General features: G+C 63.9%; 22 protein-coding genes. 12 read left to right on the top strand and 10 right to left on the bottom strand.

Going from position 1 to position 25,911, the window contains the following annotated elements; all coding sequences use genetic code 11:
* Window positions 1-278 precede the first annotated feature (278 nt).
* The 5 genes from SS2_RS13890 (at window position 279) to SS2_RS13870 (ending at window position 6,837) form a co-directional block, all read left to right on the top strand.
* Window positions 279-1,349, top strand: a complete 1,071-nt coding sequence (locus SS2_RS13890) for an O-antigen ligase family protein (RefSeq protein ID WP_169796312.1) — start codon at window positions 279-281, stop codon at window positions 1,347-1,349.
* Between the two features lie 271 nt (window positions 1,350-1,620).
* Window positions 1,621-3,054 (top strand): hypothetical protein, encoded by a 1,434-nt coding sequence (locus SS2_RS13885; RefSeq protein WP_066465134.1) that lies wholly within the window; start codon window positions 1,621-1,623, stop codon window positions 3,052-3,054.
* A gap of 15 nt (window positions 3,055-3,069) precedes the next feature.
* Entirely contained in the window at window positions 3,070-4,329 is a 1,260-nt protein-coding gene (locus SS2_RS13880) for a hypothetical protein (RefSeq protein ID WP_157607352.1), read from the top strand.
* Window positions 4,330-4,430: 101 nt separating this feature from the next.
* Window positions 4,431-5,702, top strand: coding sequence for a nucleotide sugar dehydrogenase (locus tag SS2_RS13875; RefSeq protein ID WP_245643586.1), 1,272 nt, complete (start codon window positions 4,431-4,433; stop codon window positions 5,700-5,702).
* Window positions 5,703-5,763: 61 nt separating this feature from the next.
* Window positions 5,764-6,837 (top strand): glycosyltransferase, encoded by a 1,074-nt coding sequence (locus SS2_RS13870; protein WP_066465130.1) that lies wholly within the window; start codon window positions 5,764-5,766, stop codon window positions 6,835-6,837.
* Here the strand turns inward: SS2_RS13870 and SS2_RS17080 are convergent.
* From SS2_RS17080 to SS2_RS13835, 8 genes are all read right to left on the bottom strand, one after another.
* Window positions 6,770-7,912 (bottom strand): glycosyltransferase family 4 protein, encoded by a 1,143-nt coding sequence (locus tag SS2_RS17080; RefSeq protein ID WP_169796311.1) that lies wholly within the window; start codon window positions 7,910-7,912, stop codon window positions 6,770-6,772. The genes SS2_RS13870 and SS2_RS17080 overlap by 68 nt on opposite strands.
* A 62-nt stretch (window positions 7,913-7,974) precedes the next feature.
* On the bottom strand, window positions 7,975-8,913 hold the full coding sequence (locus SS2_RS13865; protein ID WP_066465129.1) for an NAD-dependent epimerase/dehydratase family protein: 939 nt from the start codon (window positions 8,911-8,913) through the stop codon (window positions 7,975-7,977).
* A gap of 25 nt (window positions 8,914-8,938) precedes the next feature.
* A complete protein-coding gene (locus SS2_RS13860; RefSeq protein WP_066465127.1) occupies window positions 8,939-9,571 on the bottom strand; it encodes an acetyltransferase in 633 nt (210 codons plus the stop codon).
* Window positions 9,568-10,200, bottom strand: coding sequence for a sugar transferase (locus SS2_RS13855; RefSeq protein ID WP_066465125.1), 633 nt, complete (start codon window positions 10,198-10,200; stop codon window positions 9,568-9,570). The genes SS2_RS13860 and SS2_RS13855 overlap by 4 nt, the downstream gene beginning before the upstream one ends.
* Window positions 10,197-11,351 (bottom strand): DegT/DnrJ/EryC1/StrS family aminotransferase, encoded by a 1,155-nt coding sequence (locus SS2_RS13850; protein ID WP_066465122.1) that lies wholly within the window; start codon window positions 11,349-11,351, stop codon window positions 10,197-10,199. Before SS2_RS13850 ends, SS2_RS13855 begins: the two co-directional genes overlap by 4 nt.
* On the bottom strand, window positions 11,348-13,078 hold the full coding sequence (locus SS2_RS13845; protein ID WP_083942254.1) for a nucleoside-diphosphate sugar epimerase/dehydratase: 1,731 nt from the start codon (window positions 13,076-13,078) through the stop codon (window positions 11,348-11,350). Before SS2_RS13845 ends, SS2_RS13850 begins: the two co-directional genes overlap by 4 nt.
* Before the next feature lie 87 nt (window positions 13,079-13,165).
* On the bottom strand, window positions 13,166-14,161 hold the full coding sequence (gene rfbB, locus SS2_RS13840; RefSeq protein ID WP_066465120.1) for a dTDP-glucose 4,6-dehydratase: 996 nt from the start codon (window positions 14,159-14,161) through the stop codon (window positions 13,166-13,168).
* 79 nt (window positions 14,162-14,240) lie between these two features.
* Window positions 14,241-15,647, bottom strand: coding sequence for a CDP-glycerol glycerophosphotransferase family protein (locus SS2_RS13835; RefSeq protein WP_157607351.1), 1,407 nt, complete (start codon window positions 15,645-15,647; stop codon window positions 14,241-14,243).
* Between the two features lie 177 nt (window positions 15,648-15,824).
* Here SS2_RS13835 and glf point away from each other — a divergent pair, with 177 nt between their 5' ends.
* The 5 genes from glf (at window position 15,825) to SS2_RS13810 (ending at window position 21,893) form a co-directional block, all read left to right on the top strand.
* Window positions 15,825-17,012, top strand: coding sequence for a UDP-galactopyranose mutase (gene glf, locus SS2_RS13830; protein WP_066465116.1), 1,188 nt, complete (start codon window positions 15,825-15,827; stop codon window positions 17,010-17,012).
* The gene (locus tag SS2_RS13825; RefSeq protein WP_066465115.1) at window positions 17,009-18,967 is read left to right on the top strand and encodes a glycosyltransferase; all 1,959 of its coding nucleotides are present in this window, start codon (window positions 17,009-17,011) and stop codon (window positions 18,965-18,967) included. Before glf ends, SS2_RS13825 begins: the two co-directional genes overlap by 4 nt.
* A gap of 3 nt (window positions 18,968-18,970) precedes the next feature.
* Window positions 18,971-19,834, top strand: coding sequence for an ABC transporter permease (locus SS2_RS13820; protein ID WP_066465114.1), 864 nt, complete (start codon window positions 18,971-18,973; stop codon window positions 19,832-19,834).
* Entirely contained in the window at window positions 19,835-20,581 is a 747-nt protein-coding gene (locus SS2_RS13815; RefSeq protein WP_245643585.1) for an ABC transporter ATP-binding protein, read from the top strand.
* A gap of 79 nt (window positions 20,582-20,660) precedes the next feature.
* Entirely contained in the window at window positions 20,661-21,893 is a 1,233-nt protein-coding gene (locus SS2_RS13810) for a polysaccharide pyruvyl transferase family protein (RefSeq protein WP_500799068.1), read from the top strand.
* A 47-nt stretch (window positions 21,894-21,940) separates the two neighbouring features.
* On the opposite strand, the gene rfbB (SS2_RS13805) is transcribed toward SS2_RS13810, so the two are convergent.
* The gene (gene rfbB, locus SS2_RS13805; protein WP_066465110.1) at window positions 21,941-22,936 is read right to left on the bottom strand and encodes a dTDP-glucose 4,6-dehydratase; all 996 of its coding nucleotides are present in this window, start codon (window positions 22,934-22,936) and stop codon (window positions 21,941-21,943) included.
* Between the two features lie 74 nt (window positions 22,937-23,010).
* On the opposite strand from rfbB (SS2_RS13805), the gene SS2_RS13800 reads away from it, so the two are divergent.
* Window positions 23,011-24,120, top strand: a complete 1,110-nt coding sequence (locus SS2_RS13800; protein WP_169796310.1) for an acyltransferase family protein — start codon at window positions 23,011-23,013, stop codon at window positions 24,118-24,120.
* 184 nt (window positions 24,121-24,304) lie between these two features.
* The gene (locus tag SS2_RS13795) at window positions 24,305-24,922 is read left to right on the top strand and encodes a dTDP-4-dehydrorhamnose 3,5-epimerase family protein (protein ID WP_066465106.1); all 618 of its coding nucleotides are present in this window, start codon (window positions 24,305-24,307) and stop codon (window positions 24,920-24,922) included.
* On the opposite strand, the gene rfbD is transcribed toward SS2_RS13795, so the two are convergent.
* Window positions 24,919-25,776: a dTDP-4-dehydrorhamnose reductase gene (gene rfbD, locus SS2_RS13790; protein WP_066465104.1), complete on the bottom strand. Its 858-nt coding sequence runs from the start codon at window positions 25,774-25,776 to the stop codon at window positions 24,919-24,921. The two genes, SS2_RS13795 and rfbD, sit on opposite strands and share 4 nt — an antisense overlap.
* Between the last annotated feature and the right edge of the window lie 135 nt (window positions 25,777-25,911).

The following is a 25,911-nucleotide window of genomic DNA, read 5'->3' as shown; positions in this document are numbered from 1 at the left end:
ACGTGGCGCAGTCAGTTGGGGGTGGCGTTCTGGAGGGGGCCGGGGATCGTGGATCGCACGCGCCGAATCGGCAGGCGATGACCTTGGCGACGGTAGACGCTCCCCGTCACGCTCGGAGAGTCCAGACTCTGCGTCTGCCTGCCGTAGACGGCACTTGGCGCGGTTCGATGTGGTCGTTGCTCATAGGGGTCGGGTTCTTCCTGCTGTCACACCCGCGTGACTTGTTCCCCGTCCTGACGACCTCGTTGTGGCGGCTGGCTGCCTTGAGCGTCGTGGTCGTGCTCATCGACGTCAGGAGGGTCCGGTGGTCGGCTCCGCCATGGACGATCCTACTCTTTCTCGGAATCTGCGCAGCAAGCGTGCTCTGGTCTGTCGGACCGTCGGACACGGAGCGATCGGTGGGTCTGTACGGGGCGATTGCGTTGTTCGCATGTCTAGTCGTGGCGAACACCGAGACGCCAGCCCTGCTGCGCGGTGTCATCTGGGGGGCGCTTATCGTCGCCGGGATTGCGCTCTGGGCGGTGTGGACCGAGCGTATCGGCGCAGGGGGGCCCATCGGCGTCAATCCCGTGGTGGGCGTCCACGGCAACCGCAACGTCCTGTCCTACACGCTGTTCATCGGCCTGTGTGCCGTTCTGTGCTATCGACCGCGCGGGAGACTGAAGCTGCTGCGTTTGATCGTCGTATTCTCGGTAGTGCTCGGCACGCTGGTCGCGGCCCGTTCTGGAACAGGTTTCGTCTCCGCGGCAGTCGTTATCGTCGGGGCGATAGCGTTCGAGTTTGTGCGTCGACTGAACCCGTTCGCCACCGTCCGATCGCGGGTCATCGGCTGTTCCCTGGTCGCCGCTGCATTTCTCGTGAGCCTGGCAAGCTTCGGCACCATCTCCGAGCTCCTGGGGAAGACGGGGGACTTCTCGGGGCGGATGCCGGTCTGGAGCGCGATCGTGGAGGTCTGGTCCGATGCCCCTGTGGGTGGCTATGGATGGGGAGCGATCTGGCCCTACTCATGGTTCCACCCGCAGGTTACTCCCCAGAAGTGGAACATCGACCAGAAGGCAGGCCTCTGGTACGCCCACGGGCACAACTCTGTTTTCGACCTACTGCCGCAGCTCGGTGTGGTCGGCGTCGTCGCATTCGTTCTGATCGTTGCAGTGGCAGTGCGCTGGGTTCTTGTCTCCTTGGACGCTGTCGAGTTCTCCACGGTGCGATGGATCGCGGTAGGAATACTCGGCTTTGTCGTCTACAGCATCACGGAGCCTATGCTCGCCGTCCCGGTGGGGTGGTTCCTTCTTGTGATACTGGCAGCGGACGCGCAGAGGCTTGCGCACTCGCGAAGGCTGGCGAGATAGTGCGGCCATAGCGACAGGGATGTCACGAGTTCTGATACCGAGGAGGTATTGTCTGTCTAGTGTCGTTGCCCCTCGCCCCGTTTGCCCGTCGTTGTGGAGCGAGTGTGGAGGAGGTGGGATCGTCCCTCTGCCAAACTGAGATCGCGACGTTGTCGTCGGCCCCTGGCAACTGCGGATTCGCGCCCAGCCTGCGTGACCTCGCGGACCTCACCGACCTGGTCGTCGTCCCAGCCTCGACCCCACCGTCTTGCGAAGAACCGAGGAGAGTTTTGTGACGGGCCCCAACAGCATTCGTCACCGGCACTTGCTGCTCGCGGTGTGGGTTGCGATCGTATGTGCGTACATCGTCTACAAGCCGGTCTCGAACAACTTCGTGCTCTACCCGATGCTGATCAGCGTGGTCGTGATCTCGGGTATCGCCTTCGTGCGCTCAGACCGGAAGGTCGATCGCTCCTTGGTGATCATGGCCGCGACATGGGCGCTCTTCGTTGCCTTTGGTGTAACCGTGGCAGTGCTGCGAGGTGCCGAATCCTGGGTCCGGGTGCTCGTGTTCACGGCGTTCTGGCCAGCCCTGTTCGCATTGTTGGTTCTCGGATTCCGACGATGGGCTATCCGGATACTGTTCTGGGCGGCGGCTGTTGTGACCGTGTTCATTGGCGGACTCTTCATTGTCGGAGCGTTGACCGCGTCAGGTCGCCTACCGTTCGATGTCTTGCCGACCTGGGTCACCGCACCTCAGACCTTGCGCTATGTCATCGACGCTGAGGGCGTTGTGGCGTTGTCGGCTCATGCCCTTCCGTCTTTGCTGTGGTGGGCTCCCATGTGGATCGCGACTCTCTTCTGTGGGCGTCACAACAAGTACCTTCCACCGACATGGCTCAGGATCCTCGCTGCCGGTCTCGCTGTCGCAGGCACTATGGTCGCTTGGCGGCGCGGGATTGTCGTCGCGGTCTTGCTGACTCCTGTACTGATCCTCGTCGCGTGGCTGTGCATGGCCTTCCGTAACAGCGCCCAGATCCCGGTCACTCGTCAGCGGATCCAGTCGTGGCTGGTTCCAGTCGCTGGATTCCTGGCCGTGGCAGGATCGACAGCGTTCCTCGTCCAGACTGAACTCGTGACGATCTTGGCGCGCGGCGCTGGTTCAGTCGCAGTGACGTTGGGATTCGACGATCCGTCGGTCGACCCGTCATCGATAGACCTGCCCAACCTGGTCCGCTCGGAGCTGACGTCGCAGGATGACCAGCTTGCCGATGCGTTGCGGGTGAACGAGTCCAACGTCCTCACCCATGCGCCTGACCTCACGAGCTTGCTTTTCGGCCGCGGGTTCGGCGCCTCCATCGACCGCGGAGCGGTCGTCCGTGACATGGCTCCGTGGCAGACTGAGCTTCAGTACCACATGCTCTTCTCCTGGGCGGGCCTCGTTGGTGTGCTTTTGCTCCTGGTCGTCACGTTCTTCGCGGTGAAGGTGCTTCGAAAGGCGTTCCGGCGTGAAGTCTCGTTGAGGGGCATCCTCCTGGTGAGCGTCGTCGGTGCGCTCGCGACGTTAGTGGGCAACGCGACCAACCCGTACATGCAGGCTCCGGGCCACATGTGGCCAGTCTTTCTGCCGCTCATGGTCGCAGCTGTCATGCTACGGAGCGCTGGTGAGCAAGTGGTGACTCGTGAAGAGCAGGCGCCGAGAGTGCTCATGAAGCACAGTCGCTGAGCGACTGATCGGCCCATGCTAGCCAAGGTCAGGCTGCGGAACCGCGTGCACGACAAAAAGGATTGTGAATCTATGGGCGCTGGCCGCCTCAGACGAGTGATGAGCCTCGGTCTTATGACGATGGTCAACTCGATCTCCGTTCTCTTGCTGCAAGTTCTGGCACTTGTCGCTCTGATGCCGGCCGACTTCGGTCGGTTCTCGGCCGTCTACCTGATGTTCGGCTTCGGCACCTCATTTCTCCTGTCGATAGTCTGCGAAGCATGGCAGCGGAAGAAGCCCCACTCAGACTGGGACGACTACGGCTCCGTCCTTTTCTGGTTATCTCTGGCTGCTAGCGTCCTTGCGGGGAGCATCTGCCTGATGGTTGACAGTCTCCGTGCTGTTGGGGTGCCCGCAGCGATCGCGCTCCTCTGTGCCGTCTACCGCACAGGGGCCCGGTACTACGCGGTCCAGCAGGGGCAGAATCGCTATGTTATATACGGTGATCTCGGATCTGTCGTCGTCCTTGCGGGCGCCTGGGTATGGGTCCTTTCTTGGGCTCCTGACAGCGCCCGGCTCAATGCCGTGGTCTGGGCTTGGGCGGTGAGCTCGCTCGTCGCAGGCCTCGCCTCGAAGTGGCCGACCTCAATCCGGGTGACAGTCCTGTCGGTCTGGAGGGCGAAGCACGGTCGCGAGATCCGCACACTGCTCACGGACTCGATCATCTTGGATGCGTCTGGCATTGGGGTCCCGTACGCCCTCATACCGACCTTGTCGATCTCGGGATTCGGCACGTACCGCGCGCTCTCGAACTTCTCTGGACCAGTCAAACTGGTCCTGTTCCCAATGCGACCATTGTTCTCAACCAGAAGTATTCATTGGTTCGCGCGTTCAAAGGTGGCGGGGCTAGCTTGTCTTGCGGCTGTAGCAATCGGGGCTGCCGGGGGAGGCGTCTTGTGTCTGCTTCAGCGGAGTTCGTTGGAGCTCGGAACCCTGCGGTCTCTAGCCGAATTCTGGCCCCTGGTGGCTGTGTTCGTGGCCGCGACATTCCTCAATGGGGTCTACTACCTGATCGGCAGGGCGCACTTCGACCAGCGCACCTTGTTGGCCGGGCGTATCGCTGCCACAGGTCTGGGAATTATTCTTCCATTGACCGGAGCGCTCGTTGGAGGGCTGGCTGGCGCCCTGATCGGGACCACGGTCTTCACCACAGTCGTCGCGGTGATGTGGATGGTGTTCACGATGAGAGTGCATGCACGAGCCGAGCGCGGTGACTTGGACCGTTCCCTCACCTGAGACGTGGAAATGGTCCTCGGAAGGCTTCGAGTCGAAGGTCTGAACCTGTATCGTTGGCGCGACGGTCCACACGATCGTCACGACAATCTTGAGGAGTCAACGTGAGCGGGCAGCACCACGGAACTGTTGTAGTCGTCGGTCAGGGGTACGTGGGTCTTCCCGTTGCCATGCGTGCGGTGGAGAAGGGCTACAGGGTGGTCGGACTTGATGCAGACCAGCGCCGCGTCGCTCAGCTGGCCGCGGGGGACTCCTATGTCGGGGACATCTCCTCCAAGGAGTTGCAGACCGCGCTCGACTCGGGACGCTACCTTCCAACAGCCGACTACCAGGAGGCGGCCGGCTTTGACATAGCGGTCGTCACTGTTCCTACGCCGCTCAAAGAATCACTTCCTGATCTGTCGTTCATCGAGGCCTCAGCGCGTGCCCTCGCCCCGCATGTGTCCGCAGGATCGACCGTGATCCTTGAGTCGACGACGTATCCCGGGACGACTGAGGAGCTATTTGCACCATTGCTGTCCGCGGGAGGCGTGCTGGTCGCAGGGCGTGATTTCCACGTCGGCTATTCTCCCGAGCGAATCGACCCAGGAAATGCTAAGTATGGCTTCGTCACGACCCCAAAGGTCGTCTCTGGGCTGAGCGCGGAGTGTCTTGCCAAGGTCCAGGGATTCTATGACACCCTCGTCAACCGCACGGTCCCAGTGAAGACACCAAAAGAAGCTGAGCTGACCAAGCTGCTCGAAAACACCTTCCGGCACGTTAACATCGCTCTGGTAAACGAACTGGCGATATTCGCGCACCAACTGGGCATCGACATCTGGGAGTCGATCGATGCGGCGTCGACGAAGCCCTTTGGCTATATGCGCTTCACCCCTGGGCCGGGGGTTGGCGGTCACTGCCTGCCCGTGGACCCTAGTTACCTCTCGTGGCAGGTTCGCAAGCAACTGGGGCAGAATTTCCGGTTTGTCGAACTCGCGAATGACGTTAACGACCACATGCCGGAGTACGTCGTCAGTCGGCTGATCACCCTGCTCAACGATCAGCTTAAGTCGGTGCGGGGAAGCAGAATCCTTCTCGTCGGACTGGCTTACAAGGCGAATACAGGAGATATACGCGAGTCCCCCTCGCTCAAGCTCATCGATCTGCTGTTCGGTCTCGGTGCCGAGCTTATCGCCGTCGACGATCTCATCGAGACGCACCGATGGCCTCAGGGCGTCACGAAGGTGAGTTTGTCTGATGAGACTGTCGAGTCCATCGATCTGGCCGTTCTCATCACCGCGCACTCAGGCCTGCCCTACGAACTGCTCGAGACGGCGCCAGTTCCTGTCCTGGACACCCAGAACCGCCTCAAGGGCGCGAACATCGTCATGCTGTGATGAATTCCGTGTCGCGACCTCGCGGCGGCGCAATCTCAGTCCACTCCTCGACGGGAACAAAGTGCGAATCGTCCACCTGATCAACTCTCTCGCCACTGGTGGCGCTGAGAACCTGGTCGTCAACCTCGTGTCCGCCATGCGCGAGCGCGGGCACGACGTGAGTATCGTGACTATCGGACCCGAGGGCGGAGTGCCCGCAGATACGGCGGACGGGAGAGGGCTGGTCGTCCGGACTCTCGGGCGGTCCGCACGGGACCCGAGCGTGATCGTTAGTCTGCGGTCTGCCCTAGCGGCCGCTGACGTCGTCCACGCCCACCTCTTTCCGGCGCTTTACTTGGGTGGCCTGAGTCGACCGGGGACGGTCTCTGTGTACACGGAGCACAGCACGTGGAACCGCCGTCGGACGAGGAAGGTGTTCCGTTGTCTCGATCGCATCGCCTATCGACGGTATGACTCTGTCGTTGCGATCAGCGACGGGGTGCGACGTAGTCTGGAGCAGTACTTTGCCGAGTTAGCCGTCAACTCGTCAGTCGAAATGATCCCGAATGGTATCGACGACACATTCTTCGTTGATGCGGAGCCAGCGTATAGAACGGCAGGTCGTAGCGTGCGGCTGATCGCGGTCGGTACCCTCGACGATCGCAAGAACTTTGCCGACGCCGTGGCAGCGGTCGCGGCGGTACCAGGTGTCCAACTGACGATCGTCGGCGACGGGGTCCTTCGGCCCGCCCTCGAGGCGCAGGTGATGGAACTCGGAGTCGAGGACCGCGTGACGCTCCTCGGCCGACGTTCTGACGTCAAGGCACAGATCCTCGCTCACGACGCGCTCATCGCGACGTCGCGTTTCGAGGGGTTCTCGCTCGTCGCGGCTGAGGCGCTCGCCCTCGGGCGCCCGGTGATCGGCCCAGCGATCCCGGGGTTCTCCGAGTCCGTCCTGCACGGTCGCACAGGGCTCCTCTACGACCCCGAAGATGAGGTATCGGTCGTCAAGCAGATCCAGCTCCTCGACAGCGACCACGCGCTCTACGACCGACTGGCAGCAGCAGCAGCCAGCGATGCCCAACGGTTCAGGATCTCGTCTTCGGCGGAAGCCTATCTTGCCCTCTACGAGGAACTGCTTGGTTTGCGGCGGTAACGCGGGCATAGAACCCCTCGGCCCCCTGCCAGACGAGGAGCTGCGAGAATTCCGTTCCTGTCAGCGACAACGCGTTCTCTCCGAGGGTGGTCCGTCTGCCCGGGTCACCGAGCAGCCAGGCCAGGTGCCCGGCCAGAAGCCGTGGGTCACGATCTGCGCAGATTAGGCCCGTGGTGCCGTCGACGACGGCATCGACTACCCCGGTCGCCGCGGTAGCGACAGTAGGGATCCCCGCAGCGGCCGCCTCGAGCACGACGTTGGGAAAGCCCTCGCGGAGGGTGGGCAGACACAACACGTCCATGAGCCTGAGAAACGGCACGATGTCTTGCGTGGATCCCACGAGCTCGACTTCCCAGGGAGACGACCTAAGCCGCTCCTTGAGAGCCTCTCCCTCGGCTGCATCCGATTCACCGACGACGAGAAGTCGCCCGGCCACGCGATCCGTAGCAAGGATCTCTGCTGCGTCCGCCAGTAGATCGAGCCCCTTGTCCGGATGGATCCGGCCTATAAAGCCTACGACAGGGCGAACGTCGTTCGGCCATCGGTCGTTCTGGGCTTGCGTCCGCTCCTCGGTTGTCATTGCGAATCGCTCCATATCTACGCCGTTGGAGCTCCCTGAGCCGATCACGACCATCTTGTGCGGAGGGCTCACACCATCGGCAACTGCGGTCTTCCGCAGGGATTCGCTCACGGCTACAACCTTGTGCGAGCAGGCGGCCGATAATTTCTCAAGGCCGAGTAGAAATGAACGTTTGAGGCCAGCAGTTGTCTCGTACCGCAGTCCCCGCAAAAGATAGACCCGAGCCGGAACCCGTGTGAGCAATCCGGCGATGCTGCCGAGCAAGCCCGCCTTCGGCGTGCCGACGCTCATGACGTCGGGACGGACCTTGCGGAGCAACCTGAACCAGCTGATGAGCGACCGCAGATCGTCCAGGGGGGCCGGGTCACGACGCATCTCGAGGGCGTGGACGGAGACTCCGCCCTGCTCGGCAAGGGCTTGCAGCTTCGGCCCCGGTGCGCTTACCACGTGGACGTCCCAGCCCTGGCTCACCAGATAGGCGGGAAACCCGGTCATGAGGGACAGTGACACATCCGAGGTGACTGCCAGGAGAATTGTGCGTCCGTTCCTGCGCATCGTTACTGCCCGAGTTGGGATTGGAACCAGGTGATCGTCGCGGCTGCCCCCTCATCGAGAGAGACAGGCTCGATCGATGGGAAGAGTTCGTGGACACGGGAATTGTCCGCCTGGGAGGCTTTGACATCTCCGACACGAGGCTCGGTGAACTGCTTGTCTAGGCACTGGCCGAGCTGCTCCTCGAGCAGGGCGATGAGCTCGAGAAGGGAGGTGTTGGTTCCGTAGGCAAGATTGACCGGGTCGGGGCTGTGCACCTTTCGTTTGATTGCGTCATAGATGACCGCGCAAAGCGTGTCGATGTAGGTGAAGTCGCGGGACTGGGTTCCATCGCCCTGGATCTCGAGCGGCCTTCCGTTGAGTGCTGCATCGAGGAACTTCGGAAGCACAGCGGCGTAGGCGTGCCCGGCGGACTGGCCAGGCCCATAGACGTTGAAGAAGCGGAACGCCAGAGTCTTCAGGCCATAGGAGAACTGGTAGGCGAGAGCGTATCCCTCGGTGGCCTGCTTGCTGACGGCGTACGGGCTCATCGGTCGGGTCCAGTCGAATTCACTCTTGGGGAGCTTCGGATTGCTCCCGTAGACCGAGCTGGAGGAGGCGACGGCGACGTGGTCGACACCGGCCTCGCGGGCGGCCTCTAGCACGTTAAGCGTGCCCGTGGTGTTGGCTTCGTGGGAGGCACGAGGGTTCGCTACAGAGCGTGGCACGCTCGGGATGGCAGCCAGGTGGATGATCGAGTCGACTCCAGCAACCGCTGTCAGCAGGGAGGGATAGTCGAGGATGCTTGCTTCGATGAACTCCACTGCGAGGCCATCGAGGTTCCTGATGTCGCCTGTACTGAGGTCATCGATGACCCGAACGGCTGTGATGTCCTCCTTGGCAAGGAGGAATCGTGCGAGGTTAGATCCGATGAACCCGGCGCCGCCGGTGATCAGCACGTGCATGGTAGTTCTCCTGAAGATTGAGGGGTCAACGGGCGGGGACGCCCTTGACGATGGAGTGCGGAGGTACATCTGCCACGACCACGGCACCTGCGCCGACGAAAGCATCGGCTCCGATGGTCAGGCCCTGCAGCACTGTTGCATGGGCGCCGATTGTTGCGCCGGTAGCGAGCCTGCAACTGCCCGAGACTGCGCTGAGCGGGTAGGTCGATACGTAGTCGCCGAGAGAGGTGTCATGCCCGATGGTCGAGTTGACGTGCACGTGGACGTGCCTGCCGAGGTCGATGTTGGTCGTAAGCCGCGCCCCTGCGCAGATGATCGCACCGGGGCCGACCGACACTTCGGAGCCCAGCGAGGCCGCTGGGTGGACCAGCGTGGCTGAGGTGTGACCGGCTGCTGTCATTCGCTCGTCGATCAAGCGACGGTGGGCGGGATTGGCCACACCGACTACGAAGGAGCTCGTGTCGGCTGAGGTGAGCCATCCCTGGACCGAGCCCAGGTATGGCACGTCGCGCCGATCCAGGAGGTCGAGGTTTGCGGCGCTGGGGTTGTCGTCGATCACGCCGACAAGCCTGACCTCGGAGGCAGCTCCGGCGGCTTCGACAATGTCGAGAACCTCGCGGCCGAAGCCGCCGGCGCCGACTACGACGAGCGGAATCACGCGGACTCGTCGGCGAGGCGGGCGCTTCCAGTGAAGGGCCGCATGGTCGCCTCGCCGTCTGCGGAGATACCCTCACGCACGATGACAGTGCGGACAGTCGCCCACAGGATCTTGAGGTCCAGTCGTAACGAGCGTCTCTCGACGTAGTCGACGTCGAGGTCGAAACGGTCGTCCCACGATACGAGGTTTCGGCCGGACACCTGAGCCAGCCCAGTGATCCCTGGTCGCACCTCGTGCCGGCGAGCCTGCTGGGCGGAGTAGAGCGGGAGGTAAGCCGGGAGCAGCGGTCGTGGTCCGACCAAGCTCATGTCACCCTTGAGCACGTTCCACAGTGTCGGTAGCTCGTCCAGGCTGGTGGAGCGCAAGACACGGCCGAGCCGGGTCAACCGGTCCTCATCTGTGACTATGTGGTGGGCGGGGTCAGAGTCTCGCATCGTCCGGAACTTGACGAGGGTGAAGATCTTGCCGTCCAAGCCAGGTCGCTCCTGGCGGAACAGCACCGGCGTCCCGAGGCTCTTAGCGACGGCCCCTGCGACGACTGCCTGGATGGGTGAGGAGAGGACGAGTCCGAGACCGGCTGTCGTCGCGTCGAGGGCGCGCTTGACCGAGTCGTAGCTACGGCGGCTCATCGTACGCGCTCCAGGGCGAAGTCTGCGATAGTGGCGGTCACCATCGAGAACTGCTCGTCGCTCAAGGCCGACCCGCTCGGCAGGGAGATTCCAGAGCGGAACAGGGCTTCGCTCGTGCCGTCGACGTAGCTCTCCGCCTCTGCGAACACAGGCTGCAGATGCATTGGCTTCCACAGAGGTCGAGCCTCGATGTCCAGGGCTGCGAGGTGCTGCTGCAGCTCCGCAGCCGTCCATCCTGCGAGGCTCTCGTCGACGACGACGGAGGTCAGCCAGAAGTTGTCATGGTCTGTCGTGGTCCCGGACGAGCCATCGCCGCCGCCGAAGACATCTGCGCCGTCGATCCCGGCGAAAAGTTCACGGTAGGCGAGCCGCCAGCTGCGGCGGCGGTCGATCATCGAAGGTAGTCGCTTGAGCTGGGCGCGCCCGAGCCCAGCGAGCAGGTTGGACAGACGATAGTTGTAGCCGATGTCGACGTGCTCATAGTGAACTACCGGTTGGCGAGCCTGGGTCGCGAGGTACCTGGCGCGCTGGGCGAGATCGGCATCATCGGTCACCAGCATGCCGCCGCCTGAGGTCGTCATGATCTTGTTGCCGTTGAAGGAGATCGCGGCGGCGACGCCGTCCTTGCCTGCGGGACGACCATTGCTGACAGCTCCCAGCGACTCCGCTGCGTCGGCAAGAACCGGCACACCGTATCGGTCAGCGACGGTTCCGATGCGTTCGTAGTCGGCCACCTTGCCCAGCAAGTCGACGGGCAGGACGGCGACGACTGTTCGCCCTTGGGCCACCTGGTCTTTGAGCGCCGTCTCGAGGAGATCGGGGTTCATATTTCCGTTGGGGTCGCAATCGACAAAGACCGGTGTGGCGCCCGTGTAGACGACGGCGTTCGCCGTTGCCGCAAATGTCATTGACGCCGTGATGACTACGGTTCCCGGCCGGGCGCCTAGATGCAGCAGGGCCAGGTGCAGGGCAGCTGTCCCGGAGGCAAGCGCCACTGCATGCTCGCGTCCTGTGAAGGCCGCGATCTCGTGTTCGAATGCATCGACCTCGGGCCCCAGGGGGGCGATCCAGCCGGAGCGGATCGCCCCGACGAGCGCGTCCTCCTCTGCCTGGGTGATGTCGGGGGATGAGAGGTAGATCCGACCACTCACAGGGCGGCCTCCTTTCGGGTTGCACTGAGAACCGCGTCAGGGGCCAACGGTGGAACCGCGACTTGCGAGATGAGCGGGTGAGAGGTGGGGGCGCCCTGTTCGTCCCCCCCGAAGAGGTCTTCGTGCATCTTCTCGCCAGGGCGCAAGCCTGTAAAGATGATCTCGATGGGCTTGCCGGACTGGGCGACCATCCGTTGGGCGACGTCGAGGATCTTGATCGGCGCGCCCATGTCAAGGACGAGCACCTCGCCAGGTCCGCCGATCGCTCCGGCCTGGATGACGAGTTCGCAGGCTTCGGGGATCGTCATGAAGAATCGCGTGATATCTGGATGAGTGACCGTGATCGGCCCACCGCCCTCGATCTGCGAGTTGAAGGTGTGCAGCATCGATCCGCGAGAACCGAGAACGTTGCCGAACCGCACGCTCATGTAGTTGCCCTCGACATGTCCTGCCGCCCAGGCGGTGAGCTGCTCCGCTAGACGCTTCGTGCGACCCAGGACGCTAGTCGGGTCGGCGGCCTTGTCCGTCGAGATGTTGACGAAGTGCCGGACCTCGAACTCTCGGGAGAGCTCGAGCATGTTGAGCGTGCCGAGGACGTTGGTCTTCCAGCCCTCGTCGGGATATTGCTCAAGCATTGGAAGGTGCTTGAGAGCCGCTGCATGAAAGACGATCTCGGGCATGTGTTGTTCGAAGATCGGCCGAAGAGCAGCGACGTCGCGGATGTCGGCGAGGACCATGTCTGGCGTGTCGAGCAAACCCTTCCCATACACAGACAGTTGGACAGAATGCAGCCCTGACTCGTCGCGGTCGAGCAAGATCAACTCTGAAGGTCCGAACTTGTGCACCTGGCGAGCCAGCTCGGAGCCGATCGAGCCGCCTGCTCCGGTGATCAGCACACGCCGCCCAGTGAGGTAGTCGGCGATCGATCCCAGGTCAGTCTTGACCTGGTGCCGTCCGAGGACGTCTGCGATGTCGACCTTGCGGACGTCCTCGAGGCTGACCCTGCCGCCGATGATCTGGTTGACAGGTGGGAGAGAGAGAAACTCCATGCCCGCCCGCTCGACGTCGTCCTGGACCGCCCCGATAAACTCTCCGGAGGCTGAGGGGATCGCCAGGATGACGGAGTTGGCGCCGTGCTTGACCGCCGCGCTCGGAAGGGCAGCGCGGGTCCCGACAACGGGGACGCCGATCAGCTTGAGATTGCGCTTGCCCGGGTTGTCGTCGATGAAGCCGACAACCCGGTACTCAGAGTTCCGATCCATCAGTACCAGTTTCAGCAACTGGTACCCGGCGTCACCAGCTCCATAGATGAGTACTGTCTTGGTTTCCGGGTCGTGTGTGCCGTTGCCACGCGTTCGCATGCGCAACGTGCGGTAGAACCAGCGCCCTCCCGCGCTTCCGATAAGTGCGAAAGCAGGGACGAGAACGGAGATCCCTCGCGGGAGGTTGCCGTCCTCGACCTCGAAGTAGTAGAAGAACGGGATAGTCAGGATAGCCACGCTCAGCGTGAGCACGCCCAGACCGATGGCTTCTTCGAACGAGCCCACGAGGAAGCGACCTCGGTACATCTTCGCCGCGTACCCGATGCCGACGAGCAGGACGACTGACACTGCGAGGTAAGCGAGGATCGAGGTCCATTGCACATCATTGACGAGGAAGTCATAGCGGGCGCCGACCACGACGACGGTGGCGATGGCCCAGGACATGACGTCCCACGCGGCGAGCATTGCGCGCCTGGACCCAGGACGATAGATCACTAGCTTTCCTTACGTAGCACTGAAAAATCTTGGTGGTGCGGTGCGTCGCGCGATGCCTCAGTGGCCGACAGCGGCGTATGTGGCTTCGGTGGTGGCTTTGGCTGGGCGCCACCAGGCTTCGTTGTTGCGGTACCAGGTGACGGTGTCACGCAGGCCTTGTTCGAAGTCGGTGAACTGAGGTTGCCAGCCGAGTTCGGTGCGGAGCTTGTGGGAGTCGATGGCGTAGCGCAGGTCGTGGCCCGTGCGGTCTGTGACGTGGTCGAAGTCGTCGACGGGGCGGTCGAAGATGTCGAGGAGCGTCTGGACGACTTCGAGGTTGCTCTTCTCGCCGTCGGCGCCGATGAGGTACGTCTCGCCGATGGTCCCGGAGTCGATGATGGTCCACACGGCGGTGTTGTGGTCTTCGACGTGGATCCAGTCGCGGACATTCTGGCCGGTGCCGTACAGGCGCGGTCGGATGCCGTCGATGAGGTTGGTGATCTGGCGGGGGATGAACTTCTCGATGTGCTGATACGGGCCGTAGTTGTTCGAGCAGTTCGAGATGGTCGCCGCGATACCGAAGGACCGGGCCCAGGCGCGGACGAGCAGGTCCGAGCCAGCCTTTGTGGCCGAGTAAGGGCTTGAAGGGTTGTAGGGGGTCTGGTCGGTGAACTTGGCGGGGTCGTCGAGCTCGAGGTCGCCGTAGACCTCGTCGGTGGAGATGTGGTGGTAGCGCACGCCGTGCTTGCGGACGGCCTCGAGGAGGGTGTACGTCCCGATGAGGTTGGTGTGGAGGAAGGGCCACGGGTTGGTCAGGGAGTTGTCGTTGTGCGACTCGGCGGCGAAGTGGACGACGAGGTCGCTGGTGCTGACGAGGCGATCGACCAGTTCGGCGTCGGCGACGTCACCGTGCACGAGGGTGATGCGGTCTGCGAGGGGGGCCAGGGAGGTGCGGTCACCGGCGTAGGTGAGTGCGTCCAGGACGGTGATGGTCACGTCGGGGCGGTCGCGGACTGTCTGGTGGACAAAGTTGGAGCCGATAAACCCGGCTCCACCGGTGACGAGCAATCGCATAGGGGTGAGTCCTCCAGAGGGATGATGGAGTCAGACTACCCAATAAACTGCGCAGACCAGATGCTCCAGGGGGTGTTGGTCAGGGCAGACCTTCATGACAACAGGTGCGATCCTGCGCGACGGCTGCCCGTAGTTCGGCCACAATTCGGTCTGCTGCCGAACCGTCTCCGAAGAGTTCCTTCATGTTTGAGCGCTGCCGGCTGGCGAGTGGGTCGGGCTCCCCGGAAAGGAACCCTTGGACGATCTCACGGGCAGTCTCGAGGTCGGGCGCGGGATGCACGCCTGTCATCACGATCTCGCCGATTTCGTTGAAGCTGCGGTGGCCCGGACGTTCGAGGAAGATGAGCGGCTTCCCCTGGAACTGGTACTCCACGAGCAGGCTCACGCCGTCGACGATCAGCGCATCGGAGGCCGCGAGAACCGGCGCATAGTCGCCTTTGGCGAACATCGTGGCGTTGGGAAGCGCGCACCATTCCTCGACGAAGGCGTCTGCTTGTTCGGGGGTGACCGGCGAGCTCGGGTCGTTGATGAAAGGGCGCAGTGCCGGGTGGGGCATGAAGACGAAGTCGATGTCCGGGCTCGACCGGGCCCACTCGAGCATGCCCTCGGCGACGAGGTGCGCCATGCCGAACGAGATCCATTCGTCAGTAAGCGAGTGGTGTGCGGACCAGACCACTCGCGCCCGGGGCTCAGCGCCGTCGTCATGCCGAATCGGCCACAGCGGCTCGGCCGACCGGAGCCGATCGGCCTTGGGATGCCCGGTGACGACGAATTGCCCACCGCCGAGCGCACCTTCGCGAGTGGCAATTGCCTTGATTAGAGGGCTGGAGCAGAACACGCGCCACGCGGCGCGGTGGTACCTGTTGTCGATGGCCGTGTTGTCGACGTCATCCATAGGAAGATTCTCGATGAACCCGATCATCTCGTAGGAGATGAAACACAGCCGTGCGAACGCGAGATTGCGTGTGGAATACGCCGCCGGTACGTCCGCGTCCCACTGGGACTGGCGGAAGATGACGTCGGGGGAGAGCGCCCGGACGACGGCAAGACGATCGGCGTCGGTCGTCTGTCTCATCCGCAGATGCGGTATGCCCCGCTCGACGAGACCTTCGTGGACAAGGTCCTCGTCCACGAACCCGCCCGACCCGCGGAAGTGCCGGGGGATCGACGCCACGATCACCTCGAAGTCAGGAGCCTCGCGCAACGCCCGGACCACGCCGTCCAAGCTGTCCCATGCCTCGATGTGGTGTACCAGAAACAGGACCCGAGTGCGCGCACGCGTGAGCGGTTGGCGCCGCACGGCGTAGTTGGCAGCGTCGAGGAGGGCGTCATGGCGGACAGCCTGGGCACGGTCGGCCCGGTCGGCGAGCTCGGACTGCGCTGCCCGGAGTTCCGACGTCATCATCTGGATGTCCATCACCGCGCCTGGCAGTGCCCTCAGCCTGCGGACGAGGTTGTGGGCGCGAACCATCGGGGATCGGATCATGGACCGAAGGCTAGCGTGCCGCAGGCTCGGTGTGTGGTAACTGCGGCGTCGTCGTGCCTGAAGGGTGAAGGGATTTCGCTGCTCGTCCGATATCGCTGCGGGGTCGGGGCGGTGCCCATTGGCAGGCGTTGTCACCCGCTACCCTAAGGGGCTGGAGTTCCTACTGGAGGAGTGTGCGTGGACGCGGATCTTGTCATCGTTGGGTCAGGGTTCTTTGGTCTGACCGTCGCCGAGCGGATTGCGGAGCAGCACGGCCGCAAGGTTCTTGTCATCGACCGGCGCAGCCACATCGGTGGCAACGCCTACTCCGAGGACGAGCCGGAGACCGGGATCGAGGTGCACCGCTATGGTGCGCACCTGTTCCACACGTCCAACGAGCGGGTCTGGGAGTACGTCAACCAGTTCACCTCGTTCACCGACTATGTGCACCGCGTGTACACCACCCACAAGGGTGAGGTCTTCCCGATGCCGATCAACCTCGGCACCGTCAACCAGTTCTTCCGCTCGGCACTGGGCCCGCAGGCCGCCCGCGACCTGCTGCGCGAGCAGGCGGCCGAGCTGGGCGGCAAGACTCCGGAGAACCTCGACGAGCAGGGCATCTCCCTCATCGGCCGGCCCTTGTACGAGGCGTTCATCCGGGACTACACGGCCAAGCAGTGGCAGACCGACCCCAAGGACCTGCCTGCCAGCATCATCTCCCGGCTGCCGGTGCGCTACACCTACGACAACCGGTACTTCTCCGACAAGTACGAGGGCCTGCCCACCGACGGGTACACCCGGTGGATCGAGCGGATGGCCGACCACAAGAACATCGAGGTCCGCCTGGGCACCGACTTCTTCGACACCAGCCAGCCGGTCAACAAGGCCAACGTCGTGGGCAACGTCCCCGTCATCTACACCGGCCCGGTCGACCGCTACTTCGACTACGCCGAGGGTGACCTGTCCTGGCGCACCCTCGACTTCGAGGAAGAAGTCCTGCCGATCGGCGACTTCCAGGGCACCTCGGTGATGAACTACCCCGACGCGGACGTGCCGTACACCCGCATCCACGAATTCCGTCACTTCCACCCCGAGCGGGACTACCCCACGGACAAGACGGTCATCATGCGGGAGTTCTCGCGCTTCGCGGAGAAGACTGACGAGCCGTACTACCCGATCAACACCGCAGCGGACCGCCAGCGCCTGCTCGCCTACCGCGACCTCGCCGCACAGGAGAAGGACGTGCTGTTCGGCGGCCGCCTGGGCACCTACAAGTACCTCGACATGCACATGGCCATCGGCTCAGCGCTGTCGATGGTCGACAACAAGCTCGCCCCGCACTTCGCCAAGGGTGAGAACCTCCTGAGCGGCGGAGTTGACGCATGAGCCCTGAGACCTCTGCCCAGACCGTGACCCGCGTTCTGCAGCGTGTGGTCCTGCCCCTCGAGGCAGACCAGGACATCCTCCCGCTCTATGTCGAGGGAGCGCAGCAGCAGCCAGTGGCTCTGCTCGCGGGCGAGCGCGCCCACGGCGCGCCCGCGGACCGCCAGGACCTCTCCCAGGTGTTGTCCCGGCGCTCCTACGCGGTGCGCGCCCAGGAGCGGACATCCTTCGGCACATACTTCAACGCTTTCCCCGCGAGCTACTGGCGCCGGTGGACGATCATCGACCAGGTGACCTTGCGGGTGGAGCTGACCGGTGCTGCGGACCTGATCGTCTACCGGTCCAACGCCAAGGGCAACGTCTACCGCGTCGACTCCGTGAGCACCACCGAGACCGGAGGCGCTCAGGAGCTCAGCTTCACGCTCCCGTTGTCGACCTTTGCCGACGGCGGCTGGTACTGGTTCGACGTCATCGCTGGGGAGTCTGGAGCCACAGTCGAGTCTGCCCACTGGGAGGCTGAGGTCCCCGCCGACCGCGCAACCCCGGGCACCTTGACCATCGCGGTCACCACGCTCAACCGCCCCGACGACGTCGTCGCGCTGCTCGGTCAGCATGGCGCCGACGAGGCACTGCTGAACATCCTCGACGAGGTCATCGTGGTCGACCAGGGCAAGCAGCACCCGACCGACGCTGAGGGCTTTGTCGAGGCGGAGAAGGGCCTCGACGGTCGCCTGCGAGTCATCCTCCAGGCCAACCTCGGCGGCTCCGGCGGGTTCTCCCGCGGTATGAGCGAGACGCTCGACGCTGACAAGAGCGACTACGTCCTCATCTCCGACGACGACGTCCGCACCGAGCCCGAGGGCATCGTCCGCGCTGCGACCTTCGCCGACCTTGCCCGGCGCCGAACCATCGTCGGTGGGCAGATGTTCTCCATGTTCGACCGCCCGTACCTGCACTCGATGGGCGAGCGGATCCAACCCTGGCGTTTCTGGTGGGGGCCGGTTCTCAAGGACTCCGAAGGCCACCACCTGGACCGCGAGTCGCTTCGCAGCACCCGCGAGCTGCACCGCCGGGTCGACGTGGACTACAACGGCTGGTGGATGACGCTCATCCCGGTGTCCGTCGTCCGCGAAATCGGTCTGTCGCTACCGCTGTTCATCAAGTGGGACGACGCGGAGTACTCCCTGCGGGCCCGCAAGGCCGGCGTCCCGACTGTCACGCTGCCCGGCGCCGCCGTGTGGCACGTCCCATGGACGGACAAGGACGACACCCTCGACTGGCAGGCTTACTATCACGAGCGCAACCGTTTCGTGGCGGCCCTCCTCCACTCCCAGTACGAGTATGGCGGGCGAGTGGTGCGCGAGTCGCTCATCCACCAGGTCCGGCATCTGCTCGCCTCGCAGTACTCCGTCGCGGAGCTACGGCTCATGGCCTTGGAGGACCTGCTCAGCGGGCCGGAGCACCTGCACGCCCAGATCGGCACCAGGCTGGGTGACATCCGCGCGGTCCGGGCGGCCAACCCCGACTCGAAGGTCGCGACGGACCCGGGAGCCTTCCCAGCACCGCGCCGGGAGAAGATCTCTCGTAAGGGTGAAGGGGTCACGGCTCCGACCAACCGACTGGGCATGCTCAAGATGGCGGCGATCGGCGCCGTCAAGCAGCTGCGTCCTACCCGCGAGCTCGCCGCGCACCACCCCGAGGCCGAGGTCCCAGCGGCCGACGCGAAGTGGTGGGTGCTGTCTCAGTTCGACTCCGCCGTCGTGTCCACCTCGGACGGCACCGGTGCGGCCTGGTACCACCGCGATCCTCAGCGGTTCCGGACCCTGATGACTCGGTCGATCAACGTCCACCAGCAGGTGCTGCGTGCGTGGCCGACGCTGTCGAAGGAGTACAAGGACGCCATCGACGACCTCGTCGGGCAGGACGCATGGAAGCAGACGTTTGGTGGCGAGCGCTGACCTGTGGCTGCTACCGAACTGACTACCCCTGGGAGGGGACGCGGCCTCGTCGGCGTCCTCTCCCAGCGGTATCTCCTCAAGCTCCTCGTGCGCAAAGAACTCCGCGTGCGGTATCGGGGCTCTGTCCTGGGCATGGCCTGGTCCTACGTCAAGCCGGCGACGCAGTTCATCGTGTTCTACTTCGCGATGGGTGTGTTCCTCGACCTCAACCGCGGGGTCGAGTATTTCGCGGTCTACCTGTTCTCGGGCATCGTCGTCATCAACTTCTTCTCCGAGGCCTTCGGGAACGCGACACGGACGCTGATCTGGAACGCGCAGCTGATCAAGAAGATCTATCTACCGCGCGAGCTCTTCCCGGTGAGTGCGATCTACGTCGCCGTCGTCCACTTCCTGCCCCAGCTCGTGGTGCTGCTGATCGCCTGCGTGTTGGTGGGGTGGCGTCCAACTGCTCTCGGCCTGGTCGCCGCTGTCCTCGGCTTCATGTTGGTGGCGATCCTCGGGCTCGGACTGGGCATGCTGTTCGGGTCGGCCAACGTGTTCTTCCGCGATGCGGAGAACTTCGTCGACCTGCTCCTGCTGGTGGCGACCTGGGCCTCACCGGTGCTGTACCCGTTCACCAAGGTCAAGGACGCGCTCGCGCAGCACCCATGGCTCATCACCATCTACGAGCTCAACCCCATCACCGTCGCGGTCCAGCTGTTCCACTACGCCTTCTGGGTGCCGGTCGGCGGTCCGGACGCACACCTGGAGATGCCCGAGAACATGGTGCAGACGACCGTGAGTGGTTTTGTCGTCGCACTCCTCATCCTTGCCCTGGGGCAGACGGTCTTCCGTCGGCTCGAGGGCCGATTCGCCCAGGAGCTCTAGATGTCACCTATGGCTCCGGACGCCGCGGCACCGGTCAACATCGAGATCGCCGACGTCACCAAGAGCTTCACCCTGCGCCACCAACGCTCCATGAAGGAGCTCCTGGTCGCCGCAGTGAAGGGCAAGGATCGGTCCAACAGCTTCAACGCCCTGGACGGGGTGAGCTTCGAGGTCCGCGAGGGGGAGACGGTCGCGCTCCTCGGTTTCAACGGTTCGGGCAAGTCCACGCTGCTCAAGCTCATCGCCGGCGTCATGCACCCGGACGGGGGAGCGATCCGCACCCGGGGGCGGGTGGCTGGCCTTATAGAGGTCGGCGCGGGGTTCCACCCCGACCTCACCGGGCGGGAGAACGTCTACATGAACGGCGCGATCCTCGGGATGAGTGAAGAGCTCATCGAGGCTCGCTTCGACGACATCGTGGCCTTCTCCGAGATCGAGAAGTTCATTGACACCGAGGTGAAGTTCTACTCGTCCGGGATGTTCCTGCGGCTGGCTTTCGCCGTCGCCGTACACTCCGACCCTGAGGTGTTCCTCATCGACGAGATCCTCGCGGTGGGGGACGAGCCGTTCCAGCGCAAGTGCCTGGCGCGCATCCGAGAGCTTTCGTCGGAGGGGCGCACCTTGGTGATCGTCAGCCACGACCTCGACATGGTGGCCGATCTCTGTCAGCGCGGCATCCTGCTCGAGAAGGGCAAGGTGGTGGCCGATGGCGACAGCCACGAGATCGTGAAGCACATGCGCCGCTGAGAGTGGGGGGGGCGTCTGCTCAGTCGCCGGTCCTCTCGCTCTCTCGGCCGAGTGTTGCTAGCAGTCGTAGGTCTACGCCATGATGTGGCGACCTGCACTGACGCCGGCGCGGGGACTGAGCGGAGTCGTCCGCGATCGAGAGGGACTCGTGTTCAATATTCTTCAGCGACCCGATCCGGACCCGTCCCGGTTGATCTACCTCGTGGCGGACCCCGGACACCCCAACTATGGCGGGGAAGTTGTTGCACGCCGGTGGCTCGAGACGATCGCCTTGGTCGAACCGCAGGCTGAGGTCTGGGTGGACTGTCCCACGCCCGGTCCGGCGGCGACCCTGCTCAAGGGTGCGCACCCGAATCTCCACTTCACCGACACGCTCTTCAGGTTGTGCGCAGACGCGCCAGACGAGAATCCGTTCGAGGTGGACGCGTTCGTCACAGCAGCCCTCGATGACCCCGGGCAAGCTCCACGGTGGATGCCTGGAATCAACCTTCTCCGCGACGTCGACGTCTTCCACATCCTGGGAGGTGGCTACATCAACACGGTGTGGCCGCGTCACACGGGGCTCATCGCCGCGGCGCGATGGATGTCGCACAGAACCCGGTCGCGGGTCGCGGGGACCGGCCTCGGTCTGGTCCCAGCGACCGACGGAGCCGCCGACTTGTGGCTCAAGGCCGCTGCGGACTTCGACGTCCTGACGATACGGGACGAGGAGTCTCTGGACCTGTTCGACGGCGCTCCCCAGGCCCGCCTCGCACCGGACGACATATTTCTGCGCGGCCTGAGCAGCGTCTACTCCCGCACCGCGGGGGCTGCACCGGAGTTCATGATCTGCGTCCAGGAGGACCTGCTCGACGGGCCCTTCGAAGCTGTCGCGCAGACCGTGGCTAGCACGCTGCGGGCGTGGGGGGCAGCTGAACGTCCGATCGGCGTGGTGGAGTGCATACCGCGCGTCGACAGGCGGATCTACGACGAGCTGCTGCCAGCCTTCCCGCAACTGCAGTTCTTCTCCCTGTGGGAGATCCTGAATGACGGATTCCCGGCTGCAGCGCATCAGCGCTGGATCTCAAGCCGCTACCACGCCCACCTCCTTGCCGCCGCAGCGGGGGCTTCCGGGGTGACGCTCTCGGTCCGCGGTGACTACTACGACGCCAAGCACGACGGCGTGCGCCGTATGGGGTCGCAGTGGACCAGCGTGACTGCGGGCGACACAGCGGGGGAGGCAGGTGCACCAGGCACGCTGCCTGCGCGGTCCGCGCGGCACTCCGAGATCGTGCTCGGTCACGCTCGAGAGATCTACCAGGTCAGACGCTAGGTACCGCCCCGATGTGCCCGGGCGCGGAGGCCCGGGCACGCTGAGGATTAGTGCCCAGCCGTGGAGTACTTTGCTTCGGTGGCGGCCTTCGCCGGCCGCCACCAGGCCTCGTTGGCCTTGTACCAGTCGACGGTGTCAACGAGGCCCGCCTTGAAGTCGGTGAATCGTGGTTCCCAGCCGAGCTCTGTGCGCAGCTTCTGCGAGTCGATCGCGTACCGCAGGTCGTGTCCCGCTCGGTCGGTCACGTGGTCGAAGTCGTCTGCAGGACGCCCGAACACCTCCAGCAGCGCCTGTACGACCTCAAGGTTGTTCTTCTCGCCGTCAGCACCGATGAGGTACGTCTCGCCGAGACGCCCCTTGTCGATGATCGTCCAGACAGCCGTGTTGTGGTCCTCGACGTGGATCCAGTCCCTGACGTTCTCGCCAGCGCCATACAGCCGCGGACGGATCCCGTCGATGAGGTTGGTGATCTGACGCGGGATGAACTTCTCGACGTGTTGGTAGGGCCCGTAGTTGTTGGAGCAGTTCGAGATGGTTGCCGCGATGCCGAAGGATCGGGCCCATGCGCGTACGAGGAGGTCCGAGCCCGCCTTAGTCGCGGAGTACGGGCTCGACGGGTTGTAGGGAGTCGCGTCTGTGAACTTTGCGGGGTCGTCGAGCTCAAGGTCGCCGTAGACCTCGTCGGTAGAGATGTGGTGGTAGCGCACGCCGTGCTTGCGCACTGCTTCGAGGAGCGTGTACGTCCCGATGAGGTTTGTCTGGACGAAGGGCCACGGGTTCGCTAGGGAGTTGTCGTTGTGCGACTCGGCGGCGAAGTGGACGACAAGGTCGGACGTGCTGACGAGACGATCGACGAGCTTGCCGTCAGTGATATCGCCCTGGACGAGGCGGACGCTGTCAGCGACCGGCGCAAGGGAGGTCTCGTCCCCGGCATAGGTCAGCGCGTCCAGCACGGTGATCTCGACCTCAGGGCGCTCGCGAGCCGTGAGGTGGACGAAGTTGGAGCCAATGAATCCGGCTCCTCCGGTGACGAGCAGGCGCATGGAGGGACCTCCTGGACGGTGTGGATCCGGCTACGGTTGTGGCTCCGGACCGGGGTGCACGTCATACTATGTCAGTGACTCAGCCGAATGATCGCTTCCGTTCGATGCTCAGCCCTCGTGAGCTGGACCCCCGCAAGAACAGCCTCAACATCTTCCGGCTGGTCCTCGCGTTGGGGGTGCTCATCGCGCACGGCTGTATCCTCGCCGGTCGCACCGCGCCGTCGTGGCAGGGAGAAGGTCTCGGTGCTTGGGCAGTAGCCGGGTTCTTCATCATCAGTGGCTACCTCATCACCGCTAGTCGCATGCGGACGCACATGGCGGAGTACCTTGTCCACCGCATCGCGCGGATATTTCCAGCGTTTCTTATGTGTCTCGTCGTGACTGTCGTGATCTTCGCCCCGATCGGGTACTACAAGACCAATGGCACTCTTTCGGGATACCTGACGACGCCGAACACGCCGATCAACTATCTGTACTCCAACATGTTCCTCCGGATGGGGGACTACTCGATCGCAGGCACCCCCGTGGGCATCCCGTATCCCGGAGCGTGGAACGGTTCGCTGTGGTCGCTGTACTACGAGTTCCTGTGCTACTTGTTCGTAGGGTTCCTCGCCGTGATACCAATCGTCAAGAGGTCGCCATGGCCGGTAGCGATCGCCTTCGCAGTGAGTGTTCTGGCGCAGATCAAGGTGGGTGCAGTCGATCGCCTGTTTGGAGGTAGCTTCGACGCGGTCATGATGGCAAAGCTGCTCCCGTTCTTCCTCGGCGGCGCCCTCGTCTACATGCTTCGCAGCAGGATCCCGCTGCGCGCGGTGACTGGGATCGGCGCGGGGGTGATTGCATACTTCTGCGTAGTCCTGTGGCCTGCTTGGGGGGCTCAGCTGGCTGCGCCTTTGTTCGCGGTGTCTATCCTGTGGCTAGCCTCCATCATCCCCTCACCACGACTCTTTGCCACGAACGACATCTCCTACGGCGTATACATCTACACGTTTCCGATCCAGCAGCTCCTCGCGTACTACGGGCTGCACCAGAATCTCGGCTTGTACTTCGTACTCACAGCGGTGCTCGTCGTCGTGCCGGCGACCGCTAGTTGGCTGTACCTCGAGCGCCCGATCATGCGCCACGTGCGCACCTATGACACCCATCGGGTACGAGCCATCGCGCGAGCTGAGCCCGCTATCTAGCGGTATGTGTAGTGAGTGCCTCAGGGTTCCGGGTTGGGCCAACGGGATTGTCGACGACGCACCCCGGCAGTTCGTAGCCCATGACGAGCCATGCTGTCGAGCGACCGTGCCGTAGGCTGCGTAGGTCATTGCGCAAGGGTGGACGTCGCTCAGCAGAAACTCTCTCTCTAGGAGGCCGTCAGGCATGTTGACCAGAGAACTCTCCGTAGCCGGGTCCTGGGAACTCACTCCCCAACTGATCAGCGACTCTCGGGGGACCTTCCTGGAGTGGTTCCGTTCGAGCGACCTCGAAGAGATCGCCGGGCACGCCCTCGACCTCCAGCAGGCCAACTGCTCGGTGTCGGCGGCCGGGGTACTGCGGGGTATCCACTTCGCCGACGTACCGCCTGGGCAGGCGAAGTACGTCACCTGCGTCCGCGGAGCTGTCCTCGACGTAGTCGTCGACGTCCGGGTCGGATCGCCGACCTTCGGGCAATGGGACAGCGTGCTGCTCGATGACGTCGACCGACGTGCCATCTATATCCCTGAAGGCCTGGGACATGCGTTCCTCTCTCTTGAGGACGACTCGACCGTCATGTACTTGTGCTCGACCGGCTACGCGCCTGGACGTGAGCACGGGATCGACCCGCTAGACCCGAGGATCGGCATCGATTGGCCCACTCAGGGCCGGGACGGACAGGCGCTGACGTACGTCCTCTCTGACAAGGATCGCGACGCCCCGACCCTTGAGGCAGCAGCCGCGTCCGGGCTGCTCCCGGACGCGGCGGACGTGCGAAAATACATCGATTCGCTGGCTCGCTAGCCCTGGTCGAGGACGGCGGGTGCTGCGGCAGCCCAACGTTCCCGCCACGGCCCGATCGGGTGGACGCCCACGTCGATCAGCCGTTGGTGGCTAAGGGCCGAGTACGAGGGCCGAGGCGCTGGGCGCACGAAGGCTTCACTGGTCGTCGGCAGAACCTTGTCAGCCGAGAAGCCCGCGCTCTCCACGATCTCCCGGGCGAACTCGTACCACGACGCTTCGCCCGAGGACGTGCCGTGATACGTGCCAGTCGGAGCCTGTGCGCGCACCAGCCGAAGAGTGAGGTCAGCCACGTCAACTGTCCAGGTCGGCTGCCCGATCTGGTCCTCGACGACGTCGAGTGTCTCTCGAAGGCCGGCCGCCCGCGCGATCGTCTTGGGGAAGCACCCGCCGTGCTCGCCATAGAGCCAGGCCACACGGATGATGAGGTGGTCTGGGGCCTCGGCGCGCACGGCCCACTCGCCGGCGGCCTTGGTGCGGCCGTAGGCCGATGCCGGAGCGAGTGGGGCGTCTTCGGGATGTGCTCCGGACACGGGACGCATCCCGGCGAGCACGTAGTCTGTCGAGAACTGGATCATGCGGGCGCCGGCCCGGCGTGCGGCGGCAGCGAGGTACGAGGGACCGGCAGCATTGATCGAGAAGGCAGCCGGTTCGTCTGTCTCGGCCAGGTCCACCGCGGTGTGAGCTGCGCAGTTGACGACGATGTCGACGTCCTGCACAGCCGTGGCAACGGCTTCCGGCGAGGTGATGTCCAGGTCAGGGCGTCCCAAGGCGACGACGGACTCGCCTTCGCCCTCCAGCAGTCGTACTAGGTCCTGCCCGAGCATTCCATTCGCTCCGGTCACGATCCAACGCACGGGGTCTCCTAGTTCTTGTCGGGCGACGGCGAGAGAGCTCGCGTCGTAGAGATCGGCTCAGTCTTTCAGACCCGGGCGCCCGGCGGTCTCGAGGGGCCGTAACACGCCCCCTGAGACTGGCACCTCGGCCGGAGA

Origin of the sequence: Sanguibacter suarezii NBRC 16159 (assembly GCF_001552735.1) — a bacterium.
Lineage (GTDB): Bacteria > Actinomycetota > Actinomycetes > Actinomycetales > Cellulomonadaceae > Sanguibacter > Sanguibacter suarezii.
This window is presented reverse-complemented; position numbering and strand designations above follow the sequence as displayed.